General features: G+C 67.0%; 24 protein-coding genes. 13 read left to right on the top strand and 11 right to left on the bottom strand.

Translation table 11 applies throughout. From position 1 onward, the window contains the following. Positions 1-38: 38 nt before the first annotated feature. Together mobA and mobB are read left to right on the top strand one after the other, a co-directional pair. The gene (mobA, locus tag MUU56_RS23175) at positions 39-674 is read left to right on the top strand and encodes a molybdenum cofactor guanylyltransferase MobA (RefSeq protein ID WP_244769626.1); all 636 of its coding nucleotides are present in this window, start codon (positions 39-41) and stop codon (positions 672-674) included. Continuing rightward, positions 671-1,192 (top strand): molybdopterin-guanine dinucleotide biosynthesis protein B, encoded by a 522-nt coding sequence (mobB, locus tag MUU56_RS23170; RefSeq protein ID WP_244769625.1) that lies wholly within the window; start codon positions 671-673, stop codon positions 1,190-1,192. The genes mobA and mobB overlap by 4 nt, the downstream gene beginning before the upstream one ends. Before the next feature lie 59 nt (positions 1,193-1,251). Here the strand turns inward: mobB and MUU56_RS23165 are convergent, their stop codons facing one another. Both MUU56_RS23165 and MUU56_RS23160 read right to left on the bottom strand, forming a co-directional pair. Next, positions 1,252-3,228, bottom strand: coding sequence for an OmpA family protein (locus MUU56_RS23165; RefSeq protein WP_244769624.1), 1,977 nt, complete (start codon positions 3,226-3,228; stop codon positions 1,252-1,254). Between the two features lie 183 nt (positions 3,229-3,411). Beyond that, positions 3,412-5,559 (bottom strand): OmpA family protein, encoded by a 2,148-nt coding sequence (locus MUU56_RS23160; RefSeq protein ID WP_244769623.1) that lies wholly within the window; start codon positions 5,557-5,559, stop codon positions 3,412-3,414. 339 nt (positions 5,560-5,898) lie between these two features. On the opposite strand from MUU56_RS23160, the gene MUU56_RS23155 reads away from it, so the two are divergent. From MUU56_RS23155 to MUU56_RS23140, 4 genes are all read left to right on the top strand, one after another. Then, positions 5,899-6,681, top strand: a complete 783-nt coding sequence (locus MUU56_RS23155; RefSeq protein ID WP_244769622.1) for an ABC transporter substrate-binding protein — start codon at positions 5,899-5,901, stop codon at positions 6,679-6,681. A gap of 169 nt (positions 6,682-6,850) precedes the next feature. After that, entirely contained in the window at positions 6,851-7,654 is an 804-nt protein-coding gene (locus tag MUU56_RS23150; protein ID WP_244769621.1) for an ABC transporter permease, read from the top strand. Beyond that, positions 7,651-8,481, top strand: coding sequence for an ABC transporter permease (locus tag MUU56_RS23145; protein WP_244769620.1), 831 nt, complete (start codon positions 7,651-7,653; stop codon positions 8,479-8,481). The genes MUU56_RS23150 and MUU56_RS23145 overlap by 4 nt, the downstream gene beginning before the upstream one ends. A gap of 144 nt (positions 8,482-8,625) precedes the next feature. After that, positions 8,626-8,892: an usg protein gene (locus tag MUU56_RS23140; protein WP_244769619.1), complete on the top strand. Its 267-nt coding sequence runs from the start codon at positions 8,626-8,628 to the stop codon at positions 8,890-8,892. Positions 8,893-8,905: 13 nt separating this feature from the next. Here the strand turns inward: MUU56_RS23140 and MUU56_RS23135 are convergent, their stop codons facing one another. Continuing rightward, a complete protein-coding gene (locus MUU56_RS23135) occupies positions 8,906-9,634 on the bottom strand; it encodes a DUF2270 domain-containing protein (RefSeq protein ID WP_398431444.1) in 729 nt (242 codons plus the stop codon). Between the two features lie 131 nt (positions 9,635-9,765). Between MUU56_RS23135 and MUU56_RS23130 the strand changes: the two genes are divergently transcribed. The 3 genes from MUU56_RS23130 (at position 9,766) to MUU56_RS23120 (ending at position 12,012) form a co-directional block, all read left to right on the top strand. Further along, the gene (locus MUU56_RS23130) at positions 9,766-10,581 is read left to right on the top strand and encodes a class I SAM-dependent methyltransferase (RefSeq protein WP_244769618.1); all 816 of its coding nucleotides are present in this window, start codon (positions 9,766-9,768) and stop codon (positions 10,579-10,581) included. A 164-nt stretch (positions 10,582-10,745) separates the two neighbouring features. Continuing rightward, positions 10,746-11,636, top strand: coding sequence for an NAD(P)-dependent oxidoreductase (locus tag MUU56_RS23125; RefSeq protein WP_263193708.1), 891 nt, complete (start codon positions 10,746-10,748; stop codon positions 11,634-11,636). Between the two features lies 1 nt (position 11,637). After that, entirely contained in the window at positions 11,638-12,012 is a 375-nt protein-coding gene (locus MUU56_RS23120) for a hypothetical protein (RefSeq protein WP_244769616.1), read from the top strand. 27 nt (positions 12,013-12,039) lie between these two features. On the opposite strand, the gene MUU56_RS23115 is transcribed toward MUU56_RS23120, so the two are convergent. The 3 genes from MUU56_RS23115 to MUU56_RS23105 form a co-directional block, all read right to left on the bottom strand. Continuing rightward, positions 12,040-12,528 carry an Lrp/AsnC family transcriptional regulator gene (locus MUU56_RS23115; protein WP_064329937.1) on the bottom strand — a complete coding sequence of 163 codons (489 nt, stop codon included), beginning with the start codon at positions 12,526-12,528 and terminating at the stop codon, positions 12,040-12,042. 66 nt (positions 12,529-12,594) lie between these two features. Further along, complete coding sequence (locus MUU56_RS23110) at positions 12,595-13,239, bottom strand: uracil-DNA glycosylase family protein (protein WP_244769615.1); 645 nt, start codon at positions 13,237-13,239, stop codon at positions 12,595-12,597. A gap of 81 nt (positions 13,240-13,320) precedes the next feature. Beyond that, positions 13,321-13,884 carry a thermonuclease family protein gene (locus MUU56_RS23105; RefSeq protein WP_244769614.1) on the bottom strand — a complete coding sequence of 188 codons (564 nt, stop codon included), beginning with the start codon at positions 13,882-13,884 and terminating at the stop codon, positions 13,321-13,323. Positions 13,885-14,156: 272 nt separating this feature from the next. On the opposite strand from MUU56_RS23105, the gene MUU56_RS23100 reads away from it, so the two are divergent. Then, positions 14,157-15,692, top strand: a complete 1,536-nt coding sequence (locus MUU56_RS23100) for a sensor histidine kinase (protein ID WP_244769613.1) — start codon at positions 14,157-14,159, stop codon at positions 15,690-15,692. Between the two features lie 181 nt (positions 15,693-15,873). On the opposite strand, the gene MUU56_RS23095 is transcribed toward MUU56_RS23100, so the two are convergent. Both MUU56_RS23095 and cobT read right to left on the bottom strand, forming a co-directional pair. Further along, on the bottom strand, positions 15,874-16,251 hold the full coding sequence (locus MUU56_RS23095; protein WP_244769612.1) for a diacylglycerol kinase: 378 nt from the start codon (positions 16,249-16,251) through the stop codon (positions 15,874-15,876). A gap of 100 nt (positions 16,252-16,351) precedes the next feature. Next, positions 16,352-17,368 carry a nicotinate-nucleotide--dimethylbenzimidazole phosphoribosyltransferase gene (cobT, locus tag MUU56_RS23090; protein ID WP_244769611.1) on the bottom strand — a complete coding sequence of 339 codons (1,017 nt, stop codon included), beginning with the start codon at positions 17,366-17,368 and terminating at the stop codon, positions 16,352-16,354. A gap of 419 nt (positions 17,369-17,787) precedes the next feature. Here cobT and MUU56_RS23085 point away from each other — a divergent pair, with 419 nt between their 5' ends. Genes MUU56_RS23085 through MUU56_RS23075 form a run of 3 tightly spaced genes read left to right on the top strand, consistent with a single transcriptional unit; the run spans position 17,788 to position 19,524 of the window. Next, the gene (locus tag MUU56_RS23085; protein WP_244769610.1) at positions 17,788-18,570 is read left to right on the top strand and encodes an adenosylcobinamide-GDP ribazoletransferase; all 783 of its coding nucleotides are present in this window, start codon (positions 17,788-17,790) and stop codon (positions 18,568-18,570) included. Between the two features lie 37 nt (positions 18,571-18,607). After that, positions 18,608-18,829, top strand: coding sequence for a DUF1289 domain-containing protein (locus tag MUU56_RS23080; RefSeq protein ID WP_244769609.1), 222 nt, complete (start codon positions 18,608-18,610; stop codon positions 18,827-18,829). Continuing rightward, positions 18,826-19,524: a retropepsin-like aspartic protease family protein gene (locus tag MUU56_RS23075; RefSeq protein ID WP_244769608.1), complete on the top strand. Its 699-nt coding sequence runs from the start codon at positions 18,826-18,828 to the stop codon at positions 19,522-19,524. Before MUU56_RS23080 ends, MUU56_RS23075 begins: the two co-directional genes overlap by 4 nt. Here MUU56_RS23075 and MUU56_RS23070 read toward each other — a convergent pair. The 3 genes from MUU56_RS23070 to MUU56_RS23060 all read right to left on the bottom strand — a co-directional run bounded on the left by MUU56_RS23070 (position 19,521) and on the right by MUU56_RS23060 (position 22,118). After that, positions 19,521-20,282: an ABC transporter permease gene (locus MUU56_RS23070; RefSeq protein ID WP_244769607.1), complete on the bottom strand. Its 762-nt coding sequence runs from the start codon at positions 20,280-20,282 to the stop codon at positions 19,521-19,523. The genes MUU56_RS23075 and MUU56_RS23070 overlap by 4 nt on opposite strands. Further along, a complete protein-coding gene (locus MUU56_RS23065) occupies positions 20,279-21,205 on the bottom strand; it encodes an ABC transporter ATP-binding protein (protein WP_244769606.1) in 927 nt (308 codons plus the stop codon). Before MUU56_RS23065 ends, MUU56_RS23070 begins: the two co-directional genes overlap by 4 nt. A 91-nt stretch (positions 21,206-21,296) precedes the next feature. Continuing rightward, complete coding sequence (locus MUU56_RS23060; protein WP_244769605.1) at positions 21,297-22,118, bottom strand: sulfite exporter TauE/SafE family protein; 822 nt, start codon at positions 22,116-22,118, stop codon at positions 21,297-21,299. Positions 22,119-22,425: the final 307 nt, after the last annotated feature.

Raw genomic sequence — 22,425 nt, 5'->3', positions numbered from 1 at the left:
GACTAGACCGGAAAGGCGAAACGGACGGCGGGAGCGAGATGACAGCGGCGCATGCGATAGTGGGCGTGATCCTTGCCGGCGGCCTGTCTTCCCGCATGGGACAGGACAAGGCGCGCATCCGCCTCGGCGGCGCCGCCCTCATCGACCGCGCGGCCCGGCGCCTCAAGCCGCAGGTCTCGGCCATTGCCGTCAATGCCAACGGCCCGGTGCTCTTCGAGCGCGGCGAGGAGCTGCCGGTCTTCGCCGATCTCGACGCCGCCCGCGCCGGCCCGCTTGGCGGCGTGCTCGCCGCCCTCGACTATGCCAGGCGCCACCACCCCGAGGCGAGCCACGTCGCCACCGTGCCGACGGACAGCCCCTTCTTCCCGACCGATCTCGTCGCCCGCCTGTCGCGCGTCGTCGACACGCCGGAGCGCATGGCGGTCGCGCGCTCGGTCAGCGGCCTTCACCCGGTCTTCGCCCTCTGGCCCGTGACGCTCGCCGCGGACCTTGCCGAATGGCTGGCCGGCGGCGGGGCACTGCGCGTGCGCAGCTATCTCGAGCGCCACCAGGCCCGGGAAATCACCTTCCCGCTGATCGAGACCCCGCGCGGCGAGTTCGACCCCTTCTTCAACATCAACACGCCGGACGATCTCGACGAGGCGGAAAACTGGCTCTGGGTGCTGGAACGATGACGCGACCGAAGATCTTCGGCATTGCCGGATGGAAGAATTCCGGCAAGACGGGCCTTGCCGTGCGCCTGGTGAGCGAGCTCGTCTCGCGCGGCTACCGCGTCTCCACCATCAAGCACGCCCATCACGACTTCGACATCGACAAGGTCGGCGCCGACAGTTACCGCCACCGCCAGGCCGGCGCGCACGAGGTCACCATCGTCTCCGGCACGCGCTACGCCATCATGCACGAGCTGCGCGGCGCCCCGGAGCCGAGCTTCGGGGAAATCCTCGCGCGCCTCGCGCCCTGCGACCTCGTGCTCATCGAAGGCTACAAGCGCGAGCCGATCCCCAAGATCGAGGCCCGGCGGCTGGAGGCCGCCAACCGCACGCCGCTCGCCCCCGAAGATCCCCACATCGCCGCCATCGCCGCCGACCACCCCGTCCCGGACACGACCCTGCCCGTCTTCGACCTCGACGACACGGTGACGATCGCCGACTTCGTCGTGGCGGTGACGGGGTTGAAGAAACCGGAAAACTGAGCCGCAACGAAAAAGGCCGCGGGCAAACCCGCGGCCTTGCGTTCGTCAGGGCCGGCCGATCACTCGGCCATCGCCACCGGCTTCACCAGCGGGGTGACGCGGCGGATGGTGACGCGGCGGTTGAGCTGTTCGGCGGCGTCCGTGTCGATCTTCAGGAAGCGCTCGCCGTACCCCTGCGTGGCGAGGTTCTCCGGCGGGATCTCGTAGACGTCGGTCAGGACGTTGGCGACGGCCTCGGCGCGCTCGTCGGAGAGCACGAGGTTCGATTCGTCCGAGCCGACCGCATCCGTGTGGCCCTCGATCAGGAAGGTCTCGCCGGGATCCTTGTCGAGGATCTCGTTCATCGCCTCGGCCACCCTGCGCAGCGTCGAGGCCTGGTTCATCGAGATCTCCGCCGAGCCCGTGGCGAAGGTGATCGTGTCGAGGTCGATACGGCGCACCTTGTCGCGGATGCGGGCCGAATACTTCACCTCGTCGAGCGAATAGACACGCTCGACCGGCTCGACCGGGGGCCGTCCCAGGAAGTCGCGATAGTCGATGCTGTCTTCCGCGGACGTGTCGACGATATATTCATCGACCGGGATGGTCAGGCGCATCGGCGGCAGCCGCTCGCCGGGATCGACGAAGGTCGGCCGGCTGTCGCGGTCGATTTCCGGCGCGTAGAACATCACATATTCCCGGCCCCGGCGGTCGATGCGCGAGCGCTGGATGATTTCGCCGTAGCGGTTGCGGATGGTGACGACGCGGTCACCGTTCGGCCGCTCGATGACCTCGCGCACGCGGCCGTTCGGCAGATCCTCGTAATAGGTCTCCGTGGCGCGGCGCGACAGGCGGCGGCCGTCGTCGGAACGCACGATGATGCGGTCGCCGAAATTGATCACGAAGCGGTCGTCGACCTCGCGCTGGACGCGCCAGCCGTCACGGTCCTCGTAGCGCGGCCGGCGGTCGCGGCGCTCGCCCCGCTCCCGGTCGCCCGGCTCGTAGCGGACGCGGTCACGCCCTTCCCAGCCGACCTGCGCATCGCGGTCGGATTCGGGAACGCGCACGCGCACGTCGCGGCGCTTCTCCTCGCGTTCGCGGCGCAGTTCCTCGCGCGAGCGGTCGCGGCGGTTGTCCCAGTCCTTGTCGCTGTCGAGAACCGCGGCGCCGTCGATGAACGGCAGCTCGATCGTCCCGGTCGTGCGCGACGGGTCGCGGGCGATGCGCTCGCGCTCCTTGTCGCGCTCGCGGCGAGGACGCCCCGCCGTCTCGTCCGGGCGCTTGCGCTCCCGTTCGGCCTCGCGCTGGCGCTCCTCGCGGTTGCGCTGCCGCTCCTCGCCCTGGCGCTGCTCGTCGCGTTCGGCATCACGCTGGCGCTGGCGGCGTTCCTCGCGCGCCTTCTGCTGGTCGTCCTGCCGGCGCTGTTCCTCCCGCTCGGTGTCGCGCTGCTGCTTGCGGCGTTCCTCACGGGCGCGCTGCTGGTTCTCTTCCTGGCGCTGCTGGTCGCGCTCCGCATCGCGCTGACGCTGGCGGCGCTCCTCGCGCGTCTTCTGCTGGTCGTCCTGCCGGCGCTGCTCCTCCCGCTCGGCGTCACGCTGCTTCTTGCGGCGTTCCTCGCGGTTGCGCTGCTGGTTCTCCTCCTGGCGCTGCTGGTCACGCTCGGCGTCACGCTGGCGCTGGCGACGTTCCTCGCGCGCCTTCTGCTGGTCGTCCTGCTGGCGCTGTTCATCGCGCTTGCGCTCGCGGCGCTCCTGGCGGGCACGGTCGAGCTGTTCCTTGGCTTCGCGGTTGTTCTTGCCGCCACCGTCATCCTCGCGGTTGCGCTTGCGCTCCTGCCGGCCCTCGTTGCCGTTGCCCTGGTCCTCGCGGTTGCGGCGCTTGGGAATGAGCAGGTCGTCGCCGAACTGCCCTTCCTCGGCCTGCACCGGAACGACACGCGCCGGACCGGCCAGCGGCAGCACGGGCCGCATCATGGCGGCCTCGACCGGCTGCCAAATAAACGACAGCGAAGCGATGGGCAGGGCCACCGTTGCCAGAAGTCTTGTTCTCTTAAGCATTGGCGTTTCCTCGTTTGCCAGCGTTCGACGCTATTGCATCAGGGTTTGGGGCGAATTTGTGTTTCCGCGCAAGTCGCCCGCCTTCGTTATCAGACGCTAATTCATGTGAGATGAATCTGCGCTGAATGCGTGAGGGCCGCCGGCGGCTGCCGGCGGCCCTCACCTAAACGCATGAAGATGCGATCAGTTCGCCCGCGCCATGGGGCGCACCAGCGTCGTGACGCGGCGGATGGTGACGCGGCGGTTCTGCTGCTCGGCAATCTGCGTCTTCACCTTCAGGAAGCGCTCGCCATAACCCTGCGTCTGCAGGTTTTCCGGCGGAATGCCGTAGACGTCCGTCAGGAGGCTCGCGACCGATTCGGCCCGCTCGTCGGAGAGGACCAGGTTGGACTTGTCGGACCCCACGGCATCCGTATGGCCCTCGATCAGGAAGGTCTCGCCCGGATCCTTGTCCAGCACCTTCTGCATGGCTTCGGCGACGGAGCGCAGCGTGCGGGCCTGCGACATCGGCACGTCGGCGCTGCCGGTGGCGAAGGTGATCGTGTCGAGGTCGATGCGGCGCACCTTGTCGCGCAGGCGCGCGGAATGCTTCACCTCGTCGATCGTGTAGACCCGCTCGACGCGCTCGACCGGCGGCTCCGCGAGGAAGTCGTAATAATCCCGGTCCGGATTGCTCGACGTGTCGATGATGTAGTCGCTGACGGGAATGCGCAGGCGCATCGGCGGCAGCTCGTAGCCGACGTCGATGAGGCCCGGACGCGGTGCGTCGCCCTCCAGCTCCGGCGCATAGACGAGGATGTATTCCCGTCCGTCACGGCCGACGCGCGAGCGCTGGATGATGTCGCCGTAGCGGTTGTAGATCGTCACGATCTGGACGCCGCCGGGACGCACGATCGTCTCGCGCACGCGCCCGCGGGCGAGGTTGTCATAATAGACCTCTTCCGAATCACGGCGCAGGCGCGGACGATCGTCGCCGCGCACGATCAGCCGGTCTCCGGCCTCCAGCACCGTGCGGTTCTCGAAGCGCTCGACGACATTCACCTCGGTGACGCTGTTGTCGATCGTCGTGTTGTTGATGGTGTTGTTGTTGATGACCGTGTTGTTGATCACGGTGGTGTTGATGATGTTGGTCGTCTCCGGCACCGCGAAGTCGGGCGCCTCCTTCACGCGCTTGCCTTCTTCCTTGATCGCGGCCTCGATCCTGCCGGGCACGGCCTCGCGCACCTCCTCGGAAATCGTCGCCTGGGCCGCGTCGTCGGTATCGGGAACCGGCACGTCCTCCTCCTGCGCGCGCAGTTCCTCGCGCTTCTTGCGGCGCTCCTCGCGGCTGGCCTTGCCGCCGGCATTGTCGGCGTCCTTGTCGCTGTCGAGCACGGCGGCCCCGTTCTCCACCGGCAGCACCACCGTCTCGTCGGTCGTGGCCGGATCCTCGGCGATTTCCTGCTTCTCCTCCTCGGTCATCGTCTCGACGACCTCCGGCACCGGCTCGGCCGCGGGCGTCTCGCCGGTCTCGGCCGTGGCGGGCTGGTCCGTGCCGGTTTCGGCCGGGCTTTGCTCGCCGGCGACCGCCGGCTGCTCCCCCTCGCCCGTCGTCGGCTGGTCGCTTTCCCCGGTCGTCGCCTGATCGCTTTCACCGCTCGTCGGCTGGCCGCTTTCTCCGGTCATCGGCTGGTCGCCGGCCGTCGTTTCGGAGGTGCCGCCGTCCTGCTGCGCGGGCTGTTCGGCCTGCTCCTCCCCGGCCGGCTTCTGCTCGTCCTGCGCCTTCTGCTCTTCGGCGGCCTTGCCGTCGTCGGCCTGTCGCTGCTGTTCTTCCTCGGCGGTGCGCCGGGCCTCGTCCTCGGCAGCCTTCTCTTCGGCCGCGGCCTTCTCCGCCTCTTCGGCCGCCTTCTGCCCTTCGGCCTGGCGCTGCTCTTCTTCCGCGGCCGAGCGTTGGGCTTCCTCTTCGGCCGCCTTCTCTTCGGCTGCGGCCTTCTCGGCGTCTTCAGCCGCCTTCTGCTCCTCCGCGCGGCGCTGCTCCTCGTCCGCCGCCGCGCGCTGGGCGTCCTCGTCCGCGGCCTTCTGTTCGGCGGCGGCGCGTTCCGCCTCCTCGGCGGCCTTCTGTTCCTCGGCCTGGCGCTGCTGCTCCTCCTCGGCGGCGCGCTGCGCCTCGTCCTGCTGCTGCTGTTGCTGCTGGAGCAGCAGCTCCTCTTCGCTCGGCTGGCCTTCGCCGGTGCTTTCCTGGGCAACCTCGAACGGCTTCATCAGGGCATCGGCCAGTGCCGGCGTCGCGATCAGCGCGGTCGACAGGACCGGCAGCGCCACGGTTGCGAAAAGTCTGGAGCGGAAAGTCATCGTTTTGTCCTCACGGTGTCCCGTCTTGTTCTCTGGAGAGGGCCGCCCGGCGCTTCCGGCCGTTTACGTGCCCGTCACAGTCTTCAAAGGCGTAGCCATCGCCGCCTTAACCCCGCCTGAACGGCGCGCGGTGAGACGCGAGATAGGCCGCGCCCGCCGTCCGGCCAGAGGGGGCCTGCGAAATTGTCGGGGAAACCGGGCGGAAAGACGGCGCGAATCCAGTTGATTTTTGGGCGAAAACCGGTCGATTATCGGCGCCAAGCGGGCAACCCTTGCCCGCTTCACTTCAAGGCCCGGACAACAAGAAAAACCCGAGCGCCTTCAACAGAGAGGATCAACATGCGTATTTCCAAACGTTTCACGCTCGCAGCCTCGGCTGCGGTCATCGCCCTCTTCGCGTCCTCCGCGATGGCTGAAGGCGAGAAGATCGTGATCGGCACGGAAGGCGCCTACCCGCCCTTCAACAATCTCGAATCCGACGGCACGCTGACCGGCTTCGACATCGACATCGCCAAGGCGCTGTGCGAGGAGATGAAGGCCGAGTGCACCTTCGTCACGCAGGACTGGGACGGCATCATTCCGGCGCTCATCGCCAAGAAGTTCGACGCGATCATCGCCTCCATGTCGATCACCGCCGAGCGCAAGGAGAAGGTCGACTTCTCCAAGAAGTACTACAACACGCCGCCGGCCATCGTCGTGCCGAAGGATAGCGAGATCACGGAAGCCACCCCGGAAGCCCTTGCCGGCAAGACGCTCGGCGCGCAGGGCTCGACGACCCACTCCAACTATGCCGAAGCGCATATGAAGGATGCCGAGGTCAAGATGTATCCGACGGCCGACGAGTACAAGCTCGACATCGCCAACGGCCGCATCGACGCCGTCATCGACGACGTGGTGGTGCTCTCCGAATGGCTGAAGACCGATGACGGCGCCTGCTGCAAGCTGCTCGGCACGCTGCCGGTCGACCCGGTCATCAACGGCGAGGGCGCCGGCATCGCGGTGCGCAAGGGCGAAACGGCGCTGGCCGACAAGTTCACCGCGGCGATCGCGGCGATCCGCGCCAGCGGCAAGTACCAGGAAATCAACGCCAAGTACTTCCCGTTCGACGTCTACGGCGACTGATCCGCGGCGCATCCCTGTCATGCGGGTTTTTTCTGAACCCATCACCAGAATGCACGGGCGGGAGGGCTTGCTCTCCCGCTCCTTTTGTTTGAGAACGTGCAGATAAGAAAAGACGGATGCATCAAGCAGCCGGACAACAAGCGCAAGGCGCATCGGGGGTTCTTCTGGCATGAGCGGGTTCTTCGCCGCCATCGTCGAGGCGGTATCCGCATTTCTCGGGATCATCGATCCCCTCTGCGGACCGGTCGGCATCTTCAACCTTTTTGCGGGCGACACGCTGCTCGCCTGCGGCAACGCCGGATGGGGCGACGAGATCGCCTTCGGCTTCCTGGTGACGGCGAGCCTTGCCATCGCCACCCTGCCCGTCGGCCTCGTCATCGGCTTCTTCATCGCGCTGGCCAAGCAGTCGGAGGAAAAGTCGCTGCGGCTGTCGGCCAACATCTACACGACGCTGTTCCGCGGCCTGCCGGAGCTCCTGACGCTCTTCATCGTCTATTACGGCCTGCAGATCCTCGTGCAGAACCTGGCGGCCGCGCTCGGCTATGGCGGCGCGGTCGAGATCAACGCCTTCTTCGCCGGCATGATCGCGCTCGGCGTCGTCTTCTCCGCCTATTGCTCGGAAGTGCTGCTGTCGGCCTTCAAGGCCATTCCGCGCGGCCAGTACGAGGCGGGCTACGCGCTCGGCCTGCACCATGGCCGCACCATGCGCCTCATCGTGCTGCCGCAGCTCATCCGCGTCGCCCTGCCCGGCCTCGGCAATCTCTGGATGGCGCTCCTGAAGGACACCGCGCTCGTCTCGGTCATCGGCCTGCCGGATATCCTGCGCCAGACCGGCGTCGCCGCGCGCGTCACGAAGGAAGCCTTCCAGTTCTACGCCATCGCCTGCCTGCTCTTCCTCGTCCTCGCCTTCCTCTCCTCGCTGGTCTTCTCGGCGATCGAAGGCTGGGCAAAACGTTCGGAGGTCGCCCGATGAGCGTCGTCACCACCCTCATCCCGCCGCAGGCCCCGCCGGAAGCCCCGCCAAAGCCCTTCACCGCCGGCCGCTTCTTCGGCAACATCTTCATGGGCGTCTGGCTGGCGCTCACCGTCGGCGTCTTCCTGATGATCGTCGGCGGCTGGGATCCGGAAAAGTTCACCCGTTACGGGCCGAGCTACCTCTCCGGCCTTGGCGTGACGCTGCTGCTCGTCGGCCTCTCCGTCGTGCTCGGCGGCCTTATCTCGCTGCCGCTCGCCTTCGCGCGCATGTCGAAGAACCCGGTCTTCTCGTGGCTCGCCTACGGCTATGTCTACTTCTTCCGCGGCACCCCGCTGCTGACGCAGCTCTTCCTCGTCTATTACGGCCTCGGCAGCTTCTCCGCCGAATTGAAGGCCTGGGGCCTGTGGTGGTTCTTCCGCGACGCCTGGAACTGCGCGCTCCTGACCTTCACGCTCAACACCGCCGCCTACCAGGCCGAAATCCTGCGCGGCGCCATCGAGAGCGTGCCGCGCGGCCAGCACGAGGGCGCCGCCGCGCTCGGCCTGCCCAAGAAGATCGCCTTCTTCAAGGTCGTCCTGCCGCAGGCGCTCATCGTCGCGCTGCGCCCCTATGGCAACGAGATCATCCTGATGATCAAGGGCTCGGCCATCGTCGCCATCGTCACGGTCTTCGACCTGATGGGCGAGACCCGCCGCGCCTTCTCGCGCACCTTCGACTACCAGGCCTATCTCTGGGCCGCGCTGCTCTATCTCCTCATGGTGGAGCTGCTGCGCAACCTCTGGGCCTGGCTGGAACTGCGCCTGACGCGCCACCTGAAGCGCTGAAACACCTGGCAGCACTCGCGCAAGAGTGCTGCCAACACGCTGATTTCAAAGAAATATTCCCGCCTTGGGTCAAATTTAAACCTTTCATTAACCCTGCAGGCGCTCAATCATAGGGACCATCATTCATCACGCGATGAGGTCGCTATGACGAACGACATGGCAATGCAGCTCAAGGGCTACGGCATGACCACGGCCCAGATCCTCTACCGCATGCCGGATCATCCGCAGCTCCTGCAGACCTATATCTGGCAGCACTACGATCTCGCCCCGGAGTTCCCGGAGATGAAGAGCTTCCTGAAATTCTGGCAGGAGAAGCTGGACGGGCCGCTGCACTCGGTGCGTTACGTCCACCGCCGGCTGATCTCGGCGACGGAATGGCGTGCGCTGAAGGGCGAGTTCATTCTCAACTGAGGCGCAGCCATGATCAGACGTGCACGGACCCGTGCGCCAGCTCGCTGTCGGACATGTCCACCTTGAGCGAGAAGTAGAGGATGGCGACATAGAACAGCAGCACGAGGGCGATCACCACGCCGCCGGGCACCGGCCCGAGCGCCGCATTGGCGACCACGTGCTCGAAGGCGAGCGTCATGTCCTTGCCCGCCGTCGCCGGCCGCTGCATCATCGAGGACGAGATCTTCAGCGCCCAGGCGAGCAGCAGGATGAGGTAGAGCCAACAGTAGTTGCGCCGCAGCCGCCGGCAGGCCGCATCGCGGTAGCTGATCAGGAATTCCGGCTTGCGCAGGCTCTTGGCGATCGGCGCGGCCCAGTCGAGGTCCAGCGCGGCGCGCGGATTGAGGATCTCGGCGAAATAGAAGCGCTCGAGCTGGCGCACCCGCGCCCGGTAGACGTCGAAGAACCGGTAGCGCCGCGCCTCGATCATCAGGAGCAGCGAGACCAGCAGCATCGCGAAGAGCAGCACGCCATGGTGGGAGGTCGGCGTCGAGAGCGAGACCGACAACAGCGCCGCCACCACCGTGATCGCCCAGTTCGAGGTGCGGTCGATGCGGTCGCGCCAGCCGGCCATGCGCCCGAGCTCACCGCGATAGTAGTGCACCATCGTGTTGATCGTCTCCATCGGCGTTGCGGGCAGCGCCGGACTGCCGGTCCGTTTCGTTTCGGTGGAGAGCGGGAAAGGGGGCGTATCGGCGGGCATGTCATTCCTCCCAATGGTCTTTTTGGTTTTGGGAAGAAGATCATGCGCCTCTTTCGGCAATTGATAAATGCCTATTTGCGCCCGAAAGGCGCCATTGCCAAAGCCCTGCCCGGGCCGTAAGAGACGCCTCCATGAAGAAGATCGACGAAGACGCGCTCGCGGAAGCCTACAACCGCGCCCTTTCGCTGGAGAAATCCGGCGATTTCGATGCCGCCGCCAAGGCCTATGCCGAGGTTCTGGCGCTCGATCCGGAAGACCATGGCGGCGCCGCCGTGCGCCTTGCCGCGATGGGCCTCGGCGACACGCCGGAAAAGGCGCCCGACGCCTATGTCACCACGCTCTTCGACCAGCATGCCGAGGTCTTCGACAACGTGCTCGTCGACCAGCTCGGCTATTGCGTGCCGCTCACCGTGCGCCAGCGCTTCCAGGCGCTGGGAATGGGTCCGTTCAAGCGCGTGCTCGACCTCGGCTGCGGCACGGGGCTGACCGGCGGCGCGCTGCGCGACATGGCGGAGGACATCACCGGCATCGACCTCTCGGAGAACATGGTCGAGATCGCGCACGACAAGGATCTCTACGAGACGCTCTATGTCGCCGAGGCCGTCGATTTCCTCGACGACAACGACGACGAGCCCTTCGACCTCATCACCGCGACGGACGTGCTGCCCTATCTCGGCGCGCTCGAACCGCTGTTCTTCGGCGCGGCCGAAAACCTCGTGCCCGGCGGCCATTTCATCTTCTCCTCCGAGACCCTGCCCGACGAGACCTTCGCCGGCCGCCCCTTCATGGTCGGCCCGCACCAGCGCTTCGCCCATGCCGCCGCCTATGTCCGCCAGCGCTTAGAGGAGACCGGCTTCGACATCGTCGAGACCACCGACATCACGGTGCGCCTGGAAGAAGGCGAGCCCATCCCCGGCCATCTCGTGCTGGCGAAATACCGCGGCTGACGCGGCCGTTTGCGGATGACGACCGATCCTCGGGTCGAGCCCGAGCAGCATCACCCTCCCTCCGTCATCCTCGGGCTCGACCCGAGGATCCACCGCCGCACCCGCCGCATCCGACGAGAAGCACTTTCCCAAAAACCGTTGATCCGCTACACCTCCTGCCAAGGATTGCAGGAGGTTACAGCATGGCAAAGGTTGCATTCATCGGTCTCGGCGTCATGGGCTATCCCATGGCGGGGCACCTCAAGGTCAAGGGCGGCCATGAGGTCGCGGTCTACAATCGCACCTTCGCCAAGGCGGAGAAATGGGCCGCCGAATTCGGCGGCAAGGCCTTCCGTACCCCGGCGGAAGCCGCCGAGGGTGCCGATTTCGTCTTCACCTGCGTCGGCAACGACGACGACCTGCGCTCCGTCACCATCGCCGAGGGCGGCGTTTTCGACGGCATGAAGCCCGGTGCCATCCTCATCGACAACACCACCGCCTCCGCCGAGGTCGCGCGCGAGCTCGACGCCGCGGCCCGCGAAAAGGGCTTCGCCTTCGTCGACGCGCCCGTCTCCGGCGGCCAGGCCGGCGCGGAAAACGGCGTCCTGACGGTCATGTGCGGCGGCGAGAAGGACACGTTCGACAAGGCGCGGCCGATCATCGACGCCTATGCCCGCATGGTCGGCCTGATGGGCCCGGCGGGGGCCGGCCAGCTTGCCAAGATGGTCAACCAGATCTGCGTCGCCGGCGTCGTGCAGGGGCTTGCCGAGGGCATCCATTTCGGCATGAAGGCCGGGCTCGACATGGAGGCGGTCATCGAGGTCATCTCCAAGGGCGCGGCCGGCTCCTGGCAGATGGACAACCGCCACAAGACGATGATCGCCGGCAAGTACGACTTCGGCTTCGCCATCGACTGGATGCGCAAGGACCTCGGCATCGTGCTTTCGGAAGCCCGCCTCAACGGTGCGAAACTGCCCGTCACCGCGCTGATCGACCAGTTCTACGGCGACGTGCAGGACATGGGCGGCAACCGCTGGGACACGTCCTCGCTGCTCGCGCGCCTTCAGGGGAAATGACGTGGCGCTCCGCCGCGCCCTCCTCGCCCTGACCGCCGGGGCCGCGCTTGCCGCCCCGGCGCTGGCGGACGACGCGGGCCGGCAGGCGCTCGCCGCCGCCCTGCACGGCAAGATCGCCGCGTGCTGGCTGCTGCCCGCGGACCTGCCGGACCATGTGCAGGCGGTCCGGGTGAAATTCTCGCTGACGGAGGCGGGCGAACTCGACGGCTCGCCGGCAATCGACGGCCCGGTCGGCGGCGATGCCGCGACAAAAACCTTCGCCGCCAGCGCGGTGCGCGCGGTCGTGCGCTGCGCGCCCTTTGCCGGGCTGGCGGAGCTTGCGCCCTATGGCGCCTGGAAGACGGTGGTCGTGACCTTCAAGCGGCCGGATTCCTGAAAGCCCGGCCGCAGCGGCGCAAAGCGCCTATTCCTCGCCGCTCTTCTGGTTGTCCACGACCATGTAGTCGAGCGGCAGCTCGGTCGTGTACTTGATCTGCTCCATCGCGAAGGCCGAGGAGACGTCGCGGATCTCGATACGGGCGATCATGCGCTTGTAGAAGGCGTCATAGGCGGCGATATCGGGCACGACGACGCGCAGCAGGTAATCCACCTCGCCGCTCATGCGGTAGAATTCCACCACTTCGGGGAATTCGACGATCACCTCGGAAAAGCGCTTCAGCCATTCCGTGGAATGGGCGTTGGTGCGGATCGACACGAAGACCGTGACCTTGGTGTTGATCTTGACCGGATCGAGCAGCGCGACGCGCTTGCGGATCACGCCGTCCTCTTCCATCTTCTGGATGCGCCGCCAGCAAGGTGTGGTCGAGAGCCCCACCTTCTTGGCGAGATCGGCCACGGCGAGCGTGGAATCTTCCTGCAAGAGGCGCAGGATTTTGCGGTCCAGACGGTCCATTGACTTCCCCTACGAAATTTAATTCCCTCATATACCGCGATTGCAGCAAATTGAAAGAATTGCATTTCATTCCGTAAGGGTTTTCACCCGCTTTCGCAACTCGGGCAGAACCTCCGCCTCGAACCACGGATTGCGCTTCAGCCAGCCGGTGTTGCGCCAGCTCGGATGCGGCAGCGGCAGCACGGCGGGCCCCGCGTTGCGGTGGAGGTGCCGGCGCCAGTCGCGCACCGTCTCCGTCATGCTGGCGGCCTTCGCCGCCCCCAGATGCCAGGCCTGGGCATATTGGCCGATCGCCAGCACCAGGTCGATCTGCGGCATGGCGGCGATCGCGCGGGCGCGCCAGAGCGGCGCGCATTCGCGCCGCGGCGGCAGGTCGCTGCCATGGGCGTCGTAGCCCGGGAAACAGAGGCCCATCGGCACGATGGCGAATTTCCGCGGGTCGTAGAATTCTTCGCGCGTCACGCCGAGCCAGTCGCGCAGACGGTCGCCGGACGCGTCGTTGAACGGCAGGCCGCTTTCATGCACCCGCAGCCCCGGCGCCTGGCCGGCGATCAGGATGCGCGCGGCATCGGAGAGGACGGCGACGGGCCGCGGCTCGTGCGGCAGCCGGTCCCGGGGCCCCTTCGCCGGCGCGTCGCGACAGAGCCGACAGGCCGTAATCGCCGCGCCAAGGGCGGCAATCTCGCCGTCGGGTTCCGCATCGTCCATCATGCGTCCGTTCTAAAGCAATTCCCGCAAAGGTGGGAAACGGTTTTGCGCCCGGAATCGCGGCGAAACAAAAGGTTGGAATGCCTAAAGCCCGAAAACACGCAGAATCCCGTCGAGGATGCCCGGCTCCGCATCGTGCACATCTTCCTGCGGCCGGCCGTTCGTCCTGCGCCATTGCTGCGGCATGTCGAATTCCGCCCCCCACAGGCCCTTGCGCTCCGCCCGCGCGAACTGCTCCTCGTCCTCATAGCCGCCATAGGCGACCGCGAGCCCCTCGCGCACCATGCGCGCGCCGAGATCGCCCGCCGTGTTCTCGCAGCGCGCCAGCCAGCGGTCGTATTTGTCCGTGCCCTGCGTCCGGCAGGTGATCGGTCCTTCGCGCAGCAGCTCGGCAAGGCGCGAGCGCGCGGCGGCGCCGCAGCGCCAGTCCGCGCCGTCGCGCCGGCAGGTCTGCGTCAGCTCGGGCGAGTCCATGCCGACGAGCCGGATGCGGTGGCCGTCGAGCGTCAGCGTGTCGCCGTCCGCCGCCCGCGCCGCGCCGGTGAAGGTCTCGCCGCCACCACCGCCGACGCGCACCACGATCAGCGCCGTCAGCGCCAGGATCGCCATCGCCACGCCGACATCGCGCGCCCGCCTGGTAAGCCCCATGGAATTCCGTTCCTCGCGAAGGGCGGTTCCGGCAAAGGCGCGCGGGCAGCCAGCCTCCGGAACCGCGTAAAATGAAAGAGATAGGGTGTTTTCGCGATTCGGAGAAAGGCGCAAATACCCCGGCGTCATGCCGTTACGTCACGATGGTGGCGCGCTGCCGGCGGGCTGTTCCGGAAAATGCCGGAATGGTTCGCAAATGGTTTATGCGCGGCAGCATCTTCTTAAGGATTCCCCCCTAGAATTCAACGCCGTCCGCAACAGTTGCAATCGTGATGAGTACCGGCGTCAGTACATCGACCGACAAGATCATCGTCGACAAGTCGCGCAGCCATAGAAACAAGGCTGTTTCGCGCACCGTCCGCGCGACCCGGGAACGCCTGCAGACCGCCACGGGCATCGCGCCCGGCTTCGAGCGCGAGATGCTGCAGCTGCACGTCGCCTCCGCTGCCCAGAGCGCGCTCGCCATTCCCGTCGTGGTCATGCTGATCGCCGCCGTCGGCGTCTACCTCACGCAGGAAGTCGGCCTCGTCGCGTGGGGGATCCTGGCCCTCAGCGTGCACGCGCTCGGCATGATCGTCGCCCGCCGGGCGCGCGCGCAGGAGATCACCGCCGACAACACCCGCCGCTGGCAGCGCGTCTTCCTCGCCGCCCAGGTCGCCATGGGCCTCACCTGGGCCGCCTTCTCCCTGCAGACCTGCGGCCCGTGCGGCGAGGTCACCTTCGATTTCTACAAGGGCTCGGCCCTGCTCGTGGCGCTGGCCGTCACCGCCATCAGCACCTTGATGCTGCGCCATGCGGTGCTCTATGCCTTCCTGCCGACGGTCGTCGCGCTCTCCGTCTCGGCCCTGCTGCGCCCCGACCCCGCGACCTTCGGCATGGCGGCGATCATCTCCGCCGCGCTGATCTTCCTCATCTTCATGACGAACCGCCTGCGCCACACCAGCGCGCAGCTGCTTTCCTCGCAATCGGAGAAGGACGACCTGATCGCCGAGCTGGAAGTGGCCAAGTCCATGTCGGACGAGGCGCGCCGGCGCGCCGAAGAGGCGAACCTTGCCAAATCCCGCTTCCTCGCCTCCATGTCGCATGAGCTGCGCACGCCGCTGAACGCCATCCTCGGCTTCTCCGAGGTCATGTCGACCGAGGTGCTCGGGCCGCTCAGCAACCCGGTCTACAAGGAATACACCTCCGACATCCACCGCTCCGGCCAGCACCTGCTCAACCTCATCAACGAGATCCTCGACCTCTCGCGCATCGAGGCCGGCAAATACGACCTGTCGGAGGACAGCGTGCATCTCGTCGATATCGCCGAGGACTGCATCGGCATGGTGCAGCTGCGCGCGCGGGCGAAGAACATCACCATTTCCGAGCAGGTCGAAGGCGACATGCCGGCCGTCTGGGCGGACGAGAAGGCCCTGCGCCAGGTCATCCTGAACCTCTTATCGAATGCCGTGAAATTCACGCCCCAGGGCGGCGAGATCCTCGTCAAGGCGGGCTGGACTGCCGGCGGCGGCCAGTACATCTCGATCAAGGACAACGGCCCCGGCATCCCGGAGGAGGAGATCCCCGTCGTGCTCTCCGCCTTCGGCCAGGGCTCCATCGCCATCAAGAGCGCCGAACAGGGCACCGGCCTCGGCCTGCCGATCGTCCAGGCGATCCTCGCCAAGCACAATGGCGAGTTCATCCTGAAATCCAGGCTGCGCGAGGGCACCGAGGCCATCGCCATCCTGCCGGCCAAGCGCGTGCTGCAGAGCCTGCCCGCCGTCACCGAGACCCAGGCCGTCGCCCCGCGCAAGAAGAGTTTTGCCTGAGGTCAGCGGTGCGTCCGGATTGTGGATCCTCGGGTCAAGCCCAAGGATGACGGAGAGGAGGAGAGGCCGCGCGGCCTTGAAACCGATCAGCATGTGGAAGCGTTGCGACGGACGGCCTCCCCTCGCTTCTTTCGTCATCCTCGGGCTCGACCCGGGGAGCCTTGAGCCTGCCCGAAACCGCTCAGATGAACTGCGATACCACCACATAGCCGGCATAGACGGCATTGGCGGTGATCAGGCAGAAGACGGCGAAGGAGCCGAGGTCCTTCGAGTGCTTGCCCATCTCCGAGATTTCCGGCGAGACGCGGTCGACGATCTCCTCGATCGCCGTGTTGAGCGCCTCGAAGGCGATCATCAGGAGGAACAGGATCGCCATGGCGACATACTGGAAGAACGAGGCGCCGACCACGGTGAACAGCACCATGGCGACGCCGAAGGCGATCAGCTCGTGGCGGAAGGCGGATTCGCCGAGCAGCCGCCGCGCGCCGGCCGCCGAATAGGTCGCGGCCGCGAACAGGTGGCTGATGCCCGTCTTTTTCTCGATTGGTGCCTGACCCATTCCCGCAATCCCGTTGTCGCCGCTCTCATGAAACACGCCCGTGTGACGGGCGTGCCTCGAGGTCTCAATCCTGCCATTGAGGCTTTTTGCCGGCCGCCCGTTACGTCCGGTTGCTGACGCCCGCCTGAACGAAGGTCGCCATGCCCGAATGGCAGGCGGCCGCCGCCTTGACGATGCCGGCGGCAAGCGCCGCGCCGGTGCCCTCGCCGAGCCGCATGCCGAGCGCCAGCAGCGGCGTCTTGCCGAGCTTCTCGATCGACTTCAGGTGCCCCGGCTCGGCCGAGACATGGCCGATCAGGCAATGGTCGAGCGCCGCCGGATTGGCCGCGCGCAGGATCGCGCCGGCCGCCGTCGCCACATAGCCGTCGAGGATGACGGGGATCTTCTGCATGCGGGCGGCGAGGATCGCGCCGGCCATGGCGGCGATCTCCCGGCCGCCGAGGCGGCGCAGCACTTCGAGCGGGTCGGAAAGATGCGCGCGGTGCAAGTCGACGGCCTTCTTCACCGCCGCCACCTTGCGCTCCAGCACCGCGCCTTCCGAGCCGGTGCCGGGCCCGACCCATTCCTCCGCCGTGCCGCCATAGAGCGCCAGGTTGATCGCCGCGGCGATCGTCGTGTTGCCGATGCCCATCTCGCCGATGCACAGGAGGTCCGTGCCGCCGGCGACGGCCTCCATGCCGAAGGCCATGGTGGCGGCGCAGTCGCGCTCGGAGAGCGCCGCCTCCTCCGTGATGTCGGCGGTCGGGTAGTCGAGCGCGAGGTCGAAGACCTTGAGGCCGAGATCGTGCGTCACGCAGATCTGGTTGATCGCCGCGCCGCCGGCCGCGAAATTCTCCACCATCTGCGCGGTGACGGAGGACGGATAGGGCGTGATGCCCTGCTGGGTGACGCCGTGGTTGCCGGCGAAGATGGCGACCAGCGGGCGCGTCACGGCCGGCGGACGGCCGGTCCAGGCGGCGAGCCAGAAGGCGATCTCCTCCAGCCGACCGAGCGCGCCCGGCGGCTTGGTGAGCTGCCTGTCGCGTTCGCGCGCCGCCACCAGCGCGGCCGAATCGGGACCGGGCAGGTTGCGCAGCAATTCACGAAAATCATCGAACGGCAGGCCGCTGGCACTCATCTTGGGGAATTCCTTAAGTTTCGGCTTTCAAAGGCGGGTGTTTGGTGTCTCCTAATAGAGGCAGGGCGCGAATCCGACAACCGCATTTGCGGCGGCCGGCGCCGCGTTTTGCGGATGGGACGTCTGGCGGCGTGCCGTGCGGGTGGATCCTCGGGTCAAGCCCGAGGATGACGGAGGAGAGGAAGTGCCAGGACGGCCCGGAGACTTGTGCAGGCATGCGCAGGAACGGGCAGGCTGGCGGCAGGGGTGAGCGCGGTCCAGGCGTCCGCGAGCGGTCCGGGAGCACACAAGCGTCCGAAGCGGCCTTACAGCGGTCGCGGCATCGCTTTTGTCGCCGACCGCCCCCCTCCTCCGTCATCCTCGGGCTTGACCCGAGGATCCATCCGTACAGCACCCCCTTTCCATTAACGGGGACTCACTTGGCCATTCAGGACTATATCGACGACACCGCCCGCTCGGTCGCCTTCCTCTCGCGCGTGCCGGTGCCGCAGCGCCACTTCATCGGCCATGACGGGCGGCTGTCGCGCGCCGTGCGCGCCTTCCCGCTGGCCGGTATCCTGATCGTGCTGCCTGCCGCCGCCCTTGCCGCCCTCCTCTCGGCCCTCCATGCCCCGCCGCTGCTCATCGCCTTCGCCACGCTTGCCGCCCAGGTCCTCGTCACCGGCGCGCTGCACGAGGACGGGCTTTCCGACAGCGCCGACGGCATCGGCGGCGGGCGGGACCGCGAGAGCGCGCTCGCCATCATGAAGGACAGCCGCATCGGCTCCTATGGCGCCGTCGCGCTGATCCTCTCCTTTGGGCTGCGCGCCGCGGCCATCGCCGCCCTTGCCACCACCCTCACCCCGTCCGGCCTCGGCATGGCGCTGCTTGCCGTCGCCGCGGCCAGCCGCACCGCGATGGTCTGGCACTGGTCGCTGCTGCCGCCCGCCCGGCAGGGCGGCGTCGCCGCCTCGGTCGGCGAGCCGGACGGCGGCGCGACGACCGTCGCGCTTGCAAGCGGCATCCTCCTTGCCGCCGCCCTCCTGTTGCCGCACGGCGGCGTGCTCTCCCTCGTGCTGGCGCTCGTCCTCGCCGTCGCCGCCGTCATCGCCTTCAACCGCGCCGCCCTCGGCAAGATCGGCGGGCATACGGGCGATACGATCGGCGCCACGCAGCAGCTCGCGGAAATGTCAGTGCTCTTCGCCCTTGCCTTGGCGCTCTGACCTGCCGATATAGGAAGGACAATTTTCGGGAGCCGCGATGGAATCGCCCTGCATCCTCGTCTGTTCGATCGACATGGTGACCGGCTACTGCTTCGGTTGCGGCCGCACGCGCGATGAAATCGGCGCCTGGACGCTCTATTCGTCCGATGAGCGCCGCGCCATCATGGCCGAGCTGCCGGCCCGCCTCGCCACCGTCGAGCGCAAGCCGCGGCGCGAGACCCGCCGCGCCCGCATGGCCCGGGAGCGCGACGAAGCATGAGGCTCTACGTCCTTCTCGGCATCCTCGCCGTCGGCCTCGGCGCCCTGATCCTCAACCATGACAACGGCCGCACGATGGGCATGGACAACAACGATTTCGGCCGCCTCGTCACGCTGTCGGCGCTCGCCACGATGATGGCGGCGGGTGTTCTGGCCGGGCGCCGGCAATGGGGCGAAAGCATACGCCAGGCCGGCATCTGGCTCCTGATCATGCTCGCGCTCGCCGCCGGCTACCTCTACCGCTTCGACCTGCAGGAGGTCGGCAACCGGCTCACCGCCGGCCTCATCCCCGGCCGCGCGGTGGTAACGACGGGCGCCGACGGCGAGCAGATCCTCGTCATCCACAAGGGCGTCTCCGGCCATTACGAGGCCGACGTGACGATCGACGGCACGCCGCTGCGCATGCTGGTCGATACCGGCGCCAGCTCCGTCGTGCTGTCCTACGAGGATGCCATGCGCCTCGGCATCAACCCGGACAACCTCGTCTTCTCCATCGACGTCTCCACCGCCAACGGCCGGGCGCTCGCCGCGCCCGTCACGCTGCGCCAGGTCGCGATCGGCCCCATCCTGCGCGGCGCCATCCGCGGCATGGTCACGGAACAGGGCCGGCTGGAACAGAGCCTGCTCGGCATGAGCTTCCTCGAAACGCTCGGCTCGATCGAGATCACGCGCGACGAACTGCGGCTGAAGGACTAGTTCTTCAGCTTGTAGCCCGTCTTGAAGATCCAGGCCGTGATCGTCAGGCACACCGCCAGGAAGCCGAGCACCGTCACGAGGCTGACGACCGGGCTCACGTCGGCGATCTCGTAGAAGCTCCAGCGGAAGCCGGAGACGAGGTAGAGCACCGGGTTGAAGTGGCTGACCGCCTGCCAGAAGGGCGGCAGCATGTCGATCGAGTAGAAGCTGCCGCCGAGGAAGACCAGCGGCGGGATGATCAGCATCGGGAAGAGGTTGAGCTGCTCGAAGTCCTTCGCCCAGATGCCGATCATGAAGCCGAACAGGCTGAAGCTGACGGCCGTCAGCACGAAGAACAGCACCATCATGAACGGATGCCTGATCGAGATATCGACGAAGAGCGAGGCGGTGACGAGGATGATCGTGCCGACGATCAGCCCCTTGGTCGCCGCCGCGCCGACATAGCCGATGACGATCTCGAGCGTCGAGATCGGCGAGGACAGGATCTCGTAGATCGTGCCGGTGAACTTCGGGAAGTAGATGCCGAAGGAGCCGTTGCCGATGCACTGGTTGAGCAGCGTCAGCATGATGAGGCCGGGCGCGATGAAGGCACCGTAGGAAACACCCTGGATTTCCTGCATGCGCGAGCCGATCGCCGCGCCGAAGACGATGAAGTAGAGCGAGGTGGTGATGACGGGCGACACGATGCTCTGCAGCAGCGTGCGGCGCGTGCGCGCCATCTCGAATGCGTAGATGGACTTGATCGCCTCGATGTTCATCGGCCCTCTCCCACCAGTTCCACGAAAATGTCTTCCAGCGAACTCTGCTCGGTGGAGATGTCCCTGACCCGAAGCCCCGCCTGCGACAGCGCGGAAAGGAGCGAGGAAATGCCGGTGCGCTCGCCGGAGGCATCGAACTCGTAGACGAGCTGTCCGCCGCCCTCGGCCAGCGTCACCCCGTAGGACGACAGCGCATCGGGCACCGCCGTGAGCGGCTCGGCCAGTTCCACGGTCATCTGCTTGCGGCCGAGCTTCGCCATCAGCGCCTTCTTGTCCTCGACCAGCAGGATCTGCCCGTGGTTGATGACGCCGATCCGGTCGGCGATCTCCTCCGCCTCCTCGATATAGTGCGTCGTCAGGATGATGGTGACGCCGGAGGCGCGCAGGCGCTCGACGAGCTGCCACATGTCCTTGCGCAGCGAAACGTCGACGCCCGCCGTCGGCTCGTCGAGGAACAGCACCTTCGGCTCGTAGGACAGCGCCTTGGCGATCAGCACGCGCCGCCGCATGCCGCCGGAAAGGTGGCGCAGCATCGTGTCCTTCTTGTCGTAGAGCGAGAGGTCGCGAAGGATGCGCTCGATCAGCGCCGGGTTCGGCGGACAGCCGTGCAGGCCGCGCGAGAAGGCGACCGTGTTCCACACCGTCTCGAAGGCGTCGAGCGTCAGCTCCTGCGGCACGAGGCCGATGATCGCGCGGGTCTTGCGATAGTCGGTGAGGATGTCGCTGCCGGCCACCGTCACCGAGCCGCCGCTCGGCGTGACGATGCCGCAGATGATCGAGATCATCGTCGTCTTGCCGGCACCGTTCGGTCCGAGCAGCGCGAGGATCTCGCCCTCCTCGATGTCGAGATCGACGCCCTTGAGCGCCTGGAACCCCGATGCGTAGCTCTTGGTGAGATTGCGAATGGAAACGATGGGCGCCATGGGAGGTCCGGAGAGAGGGATTTCATGCGGAAGGACACCCTATATGGCGTGCCCTTCGCCGATTTTCACCCTGAGGGCGCAAAAAAGTCGCTCAGCCGTAGATGCTGGCGAGAAAGCGCAGCGAGACGAGGATGAGGAAGATGCCGAAGCCGATCTCGAGCTGCCGCTTGCTCATCGAATGCGCCAGCCGCACGCCCCAGGGCGTGACGATGAGCGCGATGGGCACGATGAGCGCGACGGCGACCCAGTTGATGAAGCCGGTGGAGAACGGCGGCAGGCCCGGTTCGCCCCAGCCGGCCCAGATATAGCCGACGATGCCGGGGATGGAGATCAGCACGCCGACGCCGGAGGAGGTCGCCACCGCCTGGTGGATCGGCCGGCCGAAGGAGGTCATGTAGGTGTTGTTCAGCACCCCGCCGCCGATGCCCATCAGGCCGGAAAGCGTGCCGATGACGACGCCCGCCACCTGGTTGCCGATGCCCGTCGGCAATTCGTTGCCGACCCGCCAGGTATCGCGGTTGAACAGCATGCGCAGCGCGACCAGCAGCGCGATGGCGACGAAGACGAGGCGAAGGCCGACGCTGGAGATCACCGCCGCGATGACCGAGGCGAGGATGGCGCCGAAGGGCAGCGCGACGATCCAGCTCTTCAGGAGGTCGGTGTCGACCGCGCCGCGCAGCCGGTGCGCGGTGAAGGAGCGGATCGAGGTCGGCACGATGATGGCGATGGAGGTTCCGATGGACAGGTGCATGCGCACCGCCTCCGGCACGTCGAGATAGCCGAACACCTGGTAGAAGACCGGCACGAGGATCGCCCCGCCGCCGATGCCGAAGATGCCGGCGAGCAGGCCGGACACGACACCCGCCGCGACGAGCGCGAGCGCGAAGAGGGCAAGATCGGCGACGGACGGCATGGCAGGCTCCAGGGGATCCGCCAGGACGGCGGCGACTCGCGGGAATTTCGCATTTGCGAAAGCCGCACTGTCATCAAACCGTGACCCATTTCAACCATTGTCTCACGCGAGGCCGCCCGGAACGCCCTTGCACCCCGCTCTCCAGGCGTTTCCATTGCCCTGCGCGCAGCGGCCTTGCTCCCGACCCTGAGGGAGCGATCGGCGGTTCCCATCCGCCCGCTTCCTCCGCGGAAGCCCGCCTTGCATCTTCGCCGGTCCGCGCCGGCGCCGGTGATGGAATGTGACGTTCCAGGGCAGCCGCACCCTA

The sequence above is a fragment of the Shinella yambaruensis genome, from assembly GCF_022899355.1.
Taxonomy (GTDB): domain Bacteria; phylum Pseudomonadota; class Alphaproteobacteria; order Rhizobiales; family Rhizobiaceae; genus Shinella; species Shinella yambaruensis.
This window is presented reverse-complemented; position numbering and strand designations above follow the sequence as displayed.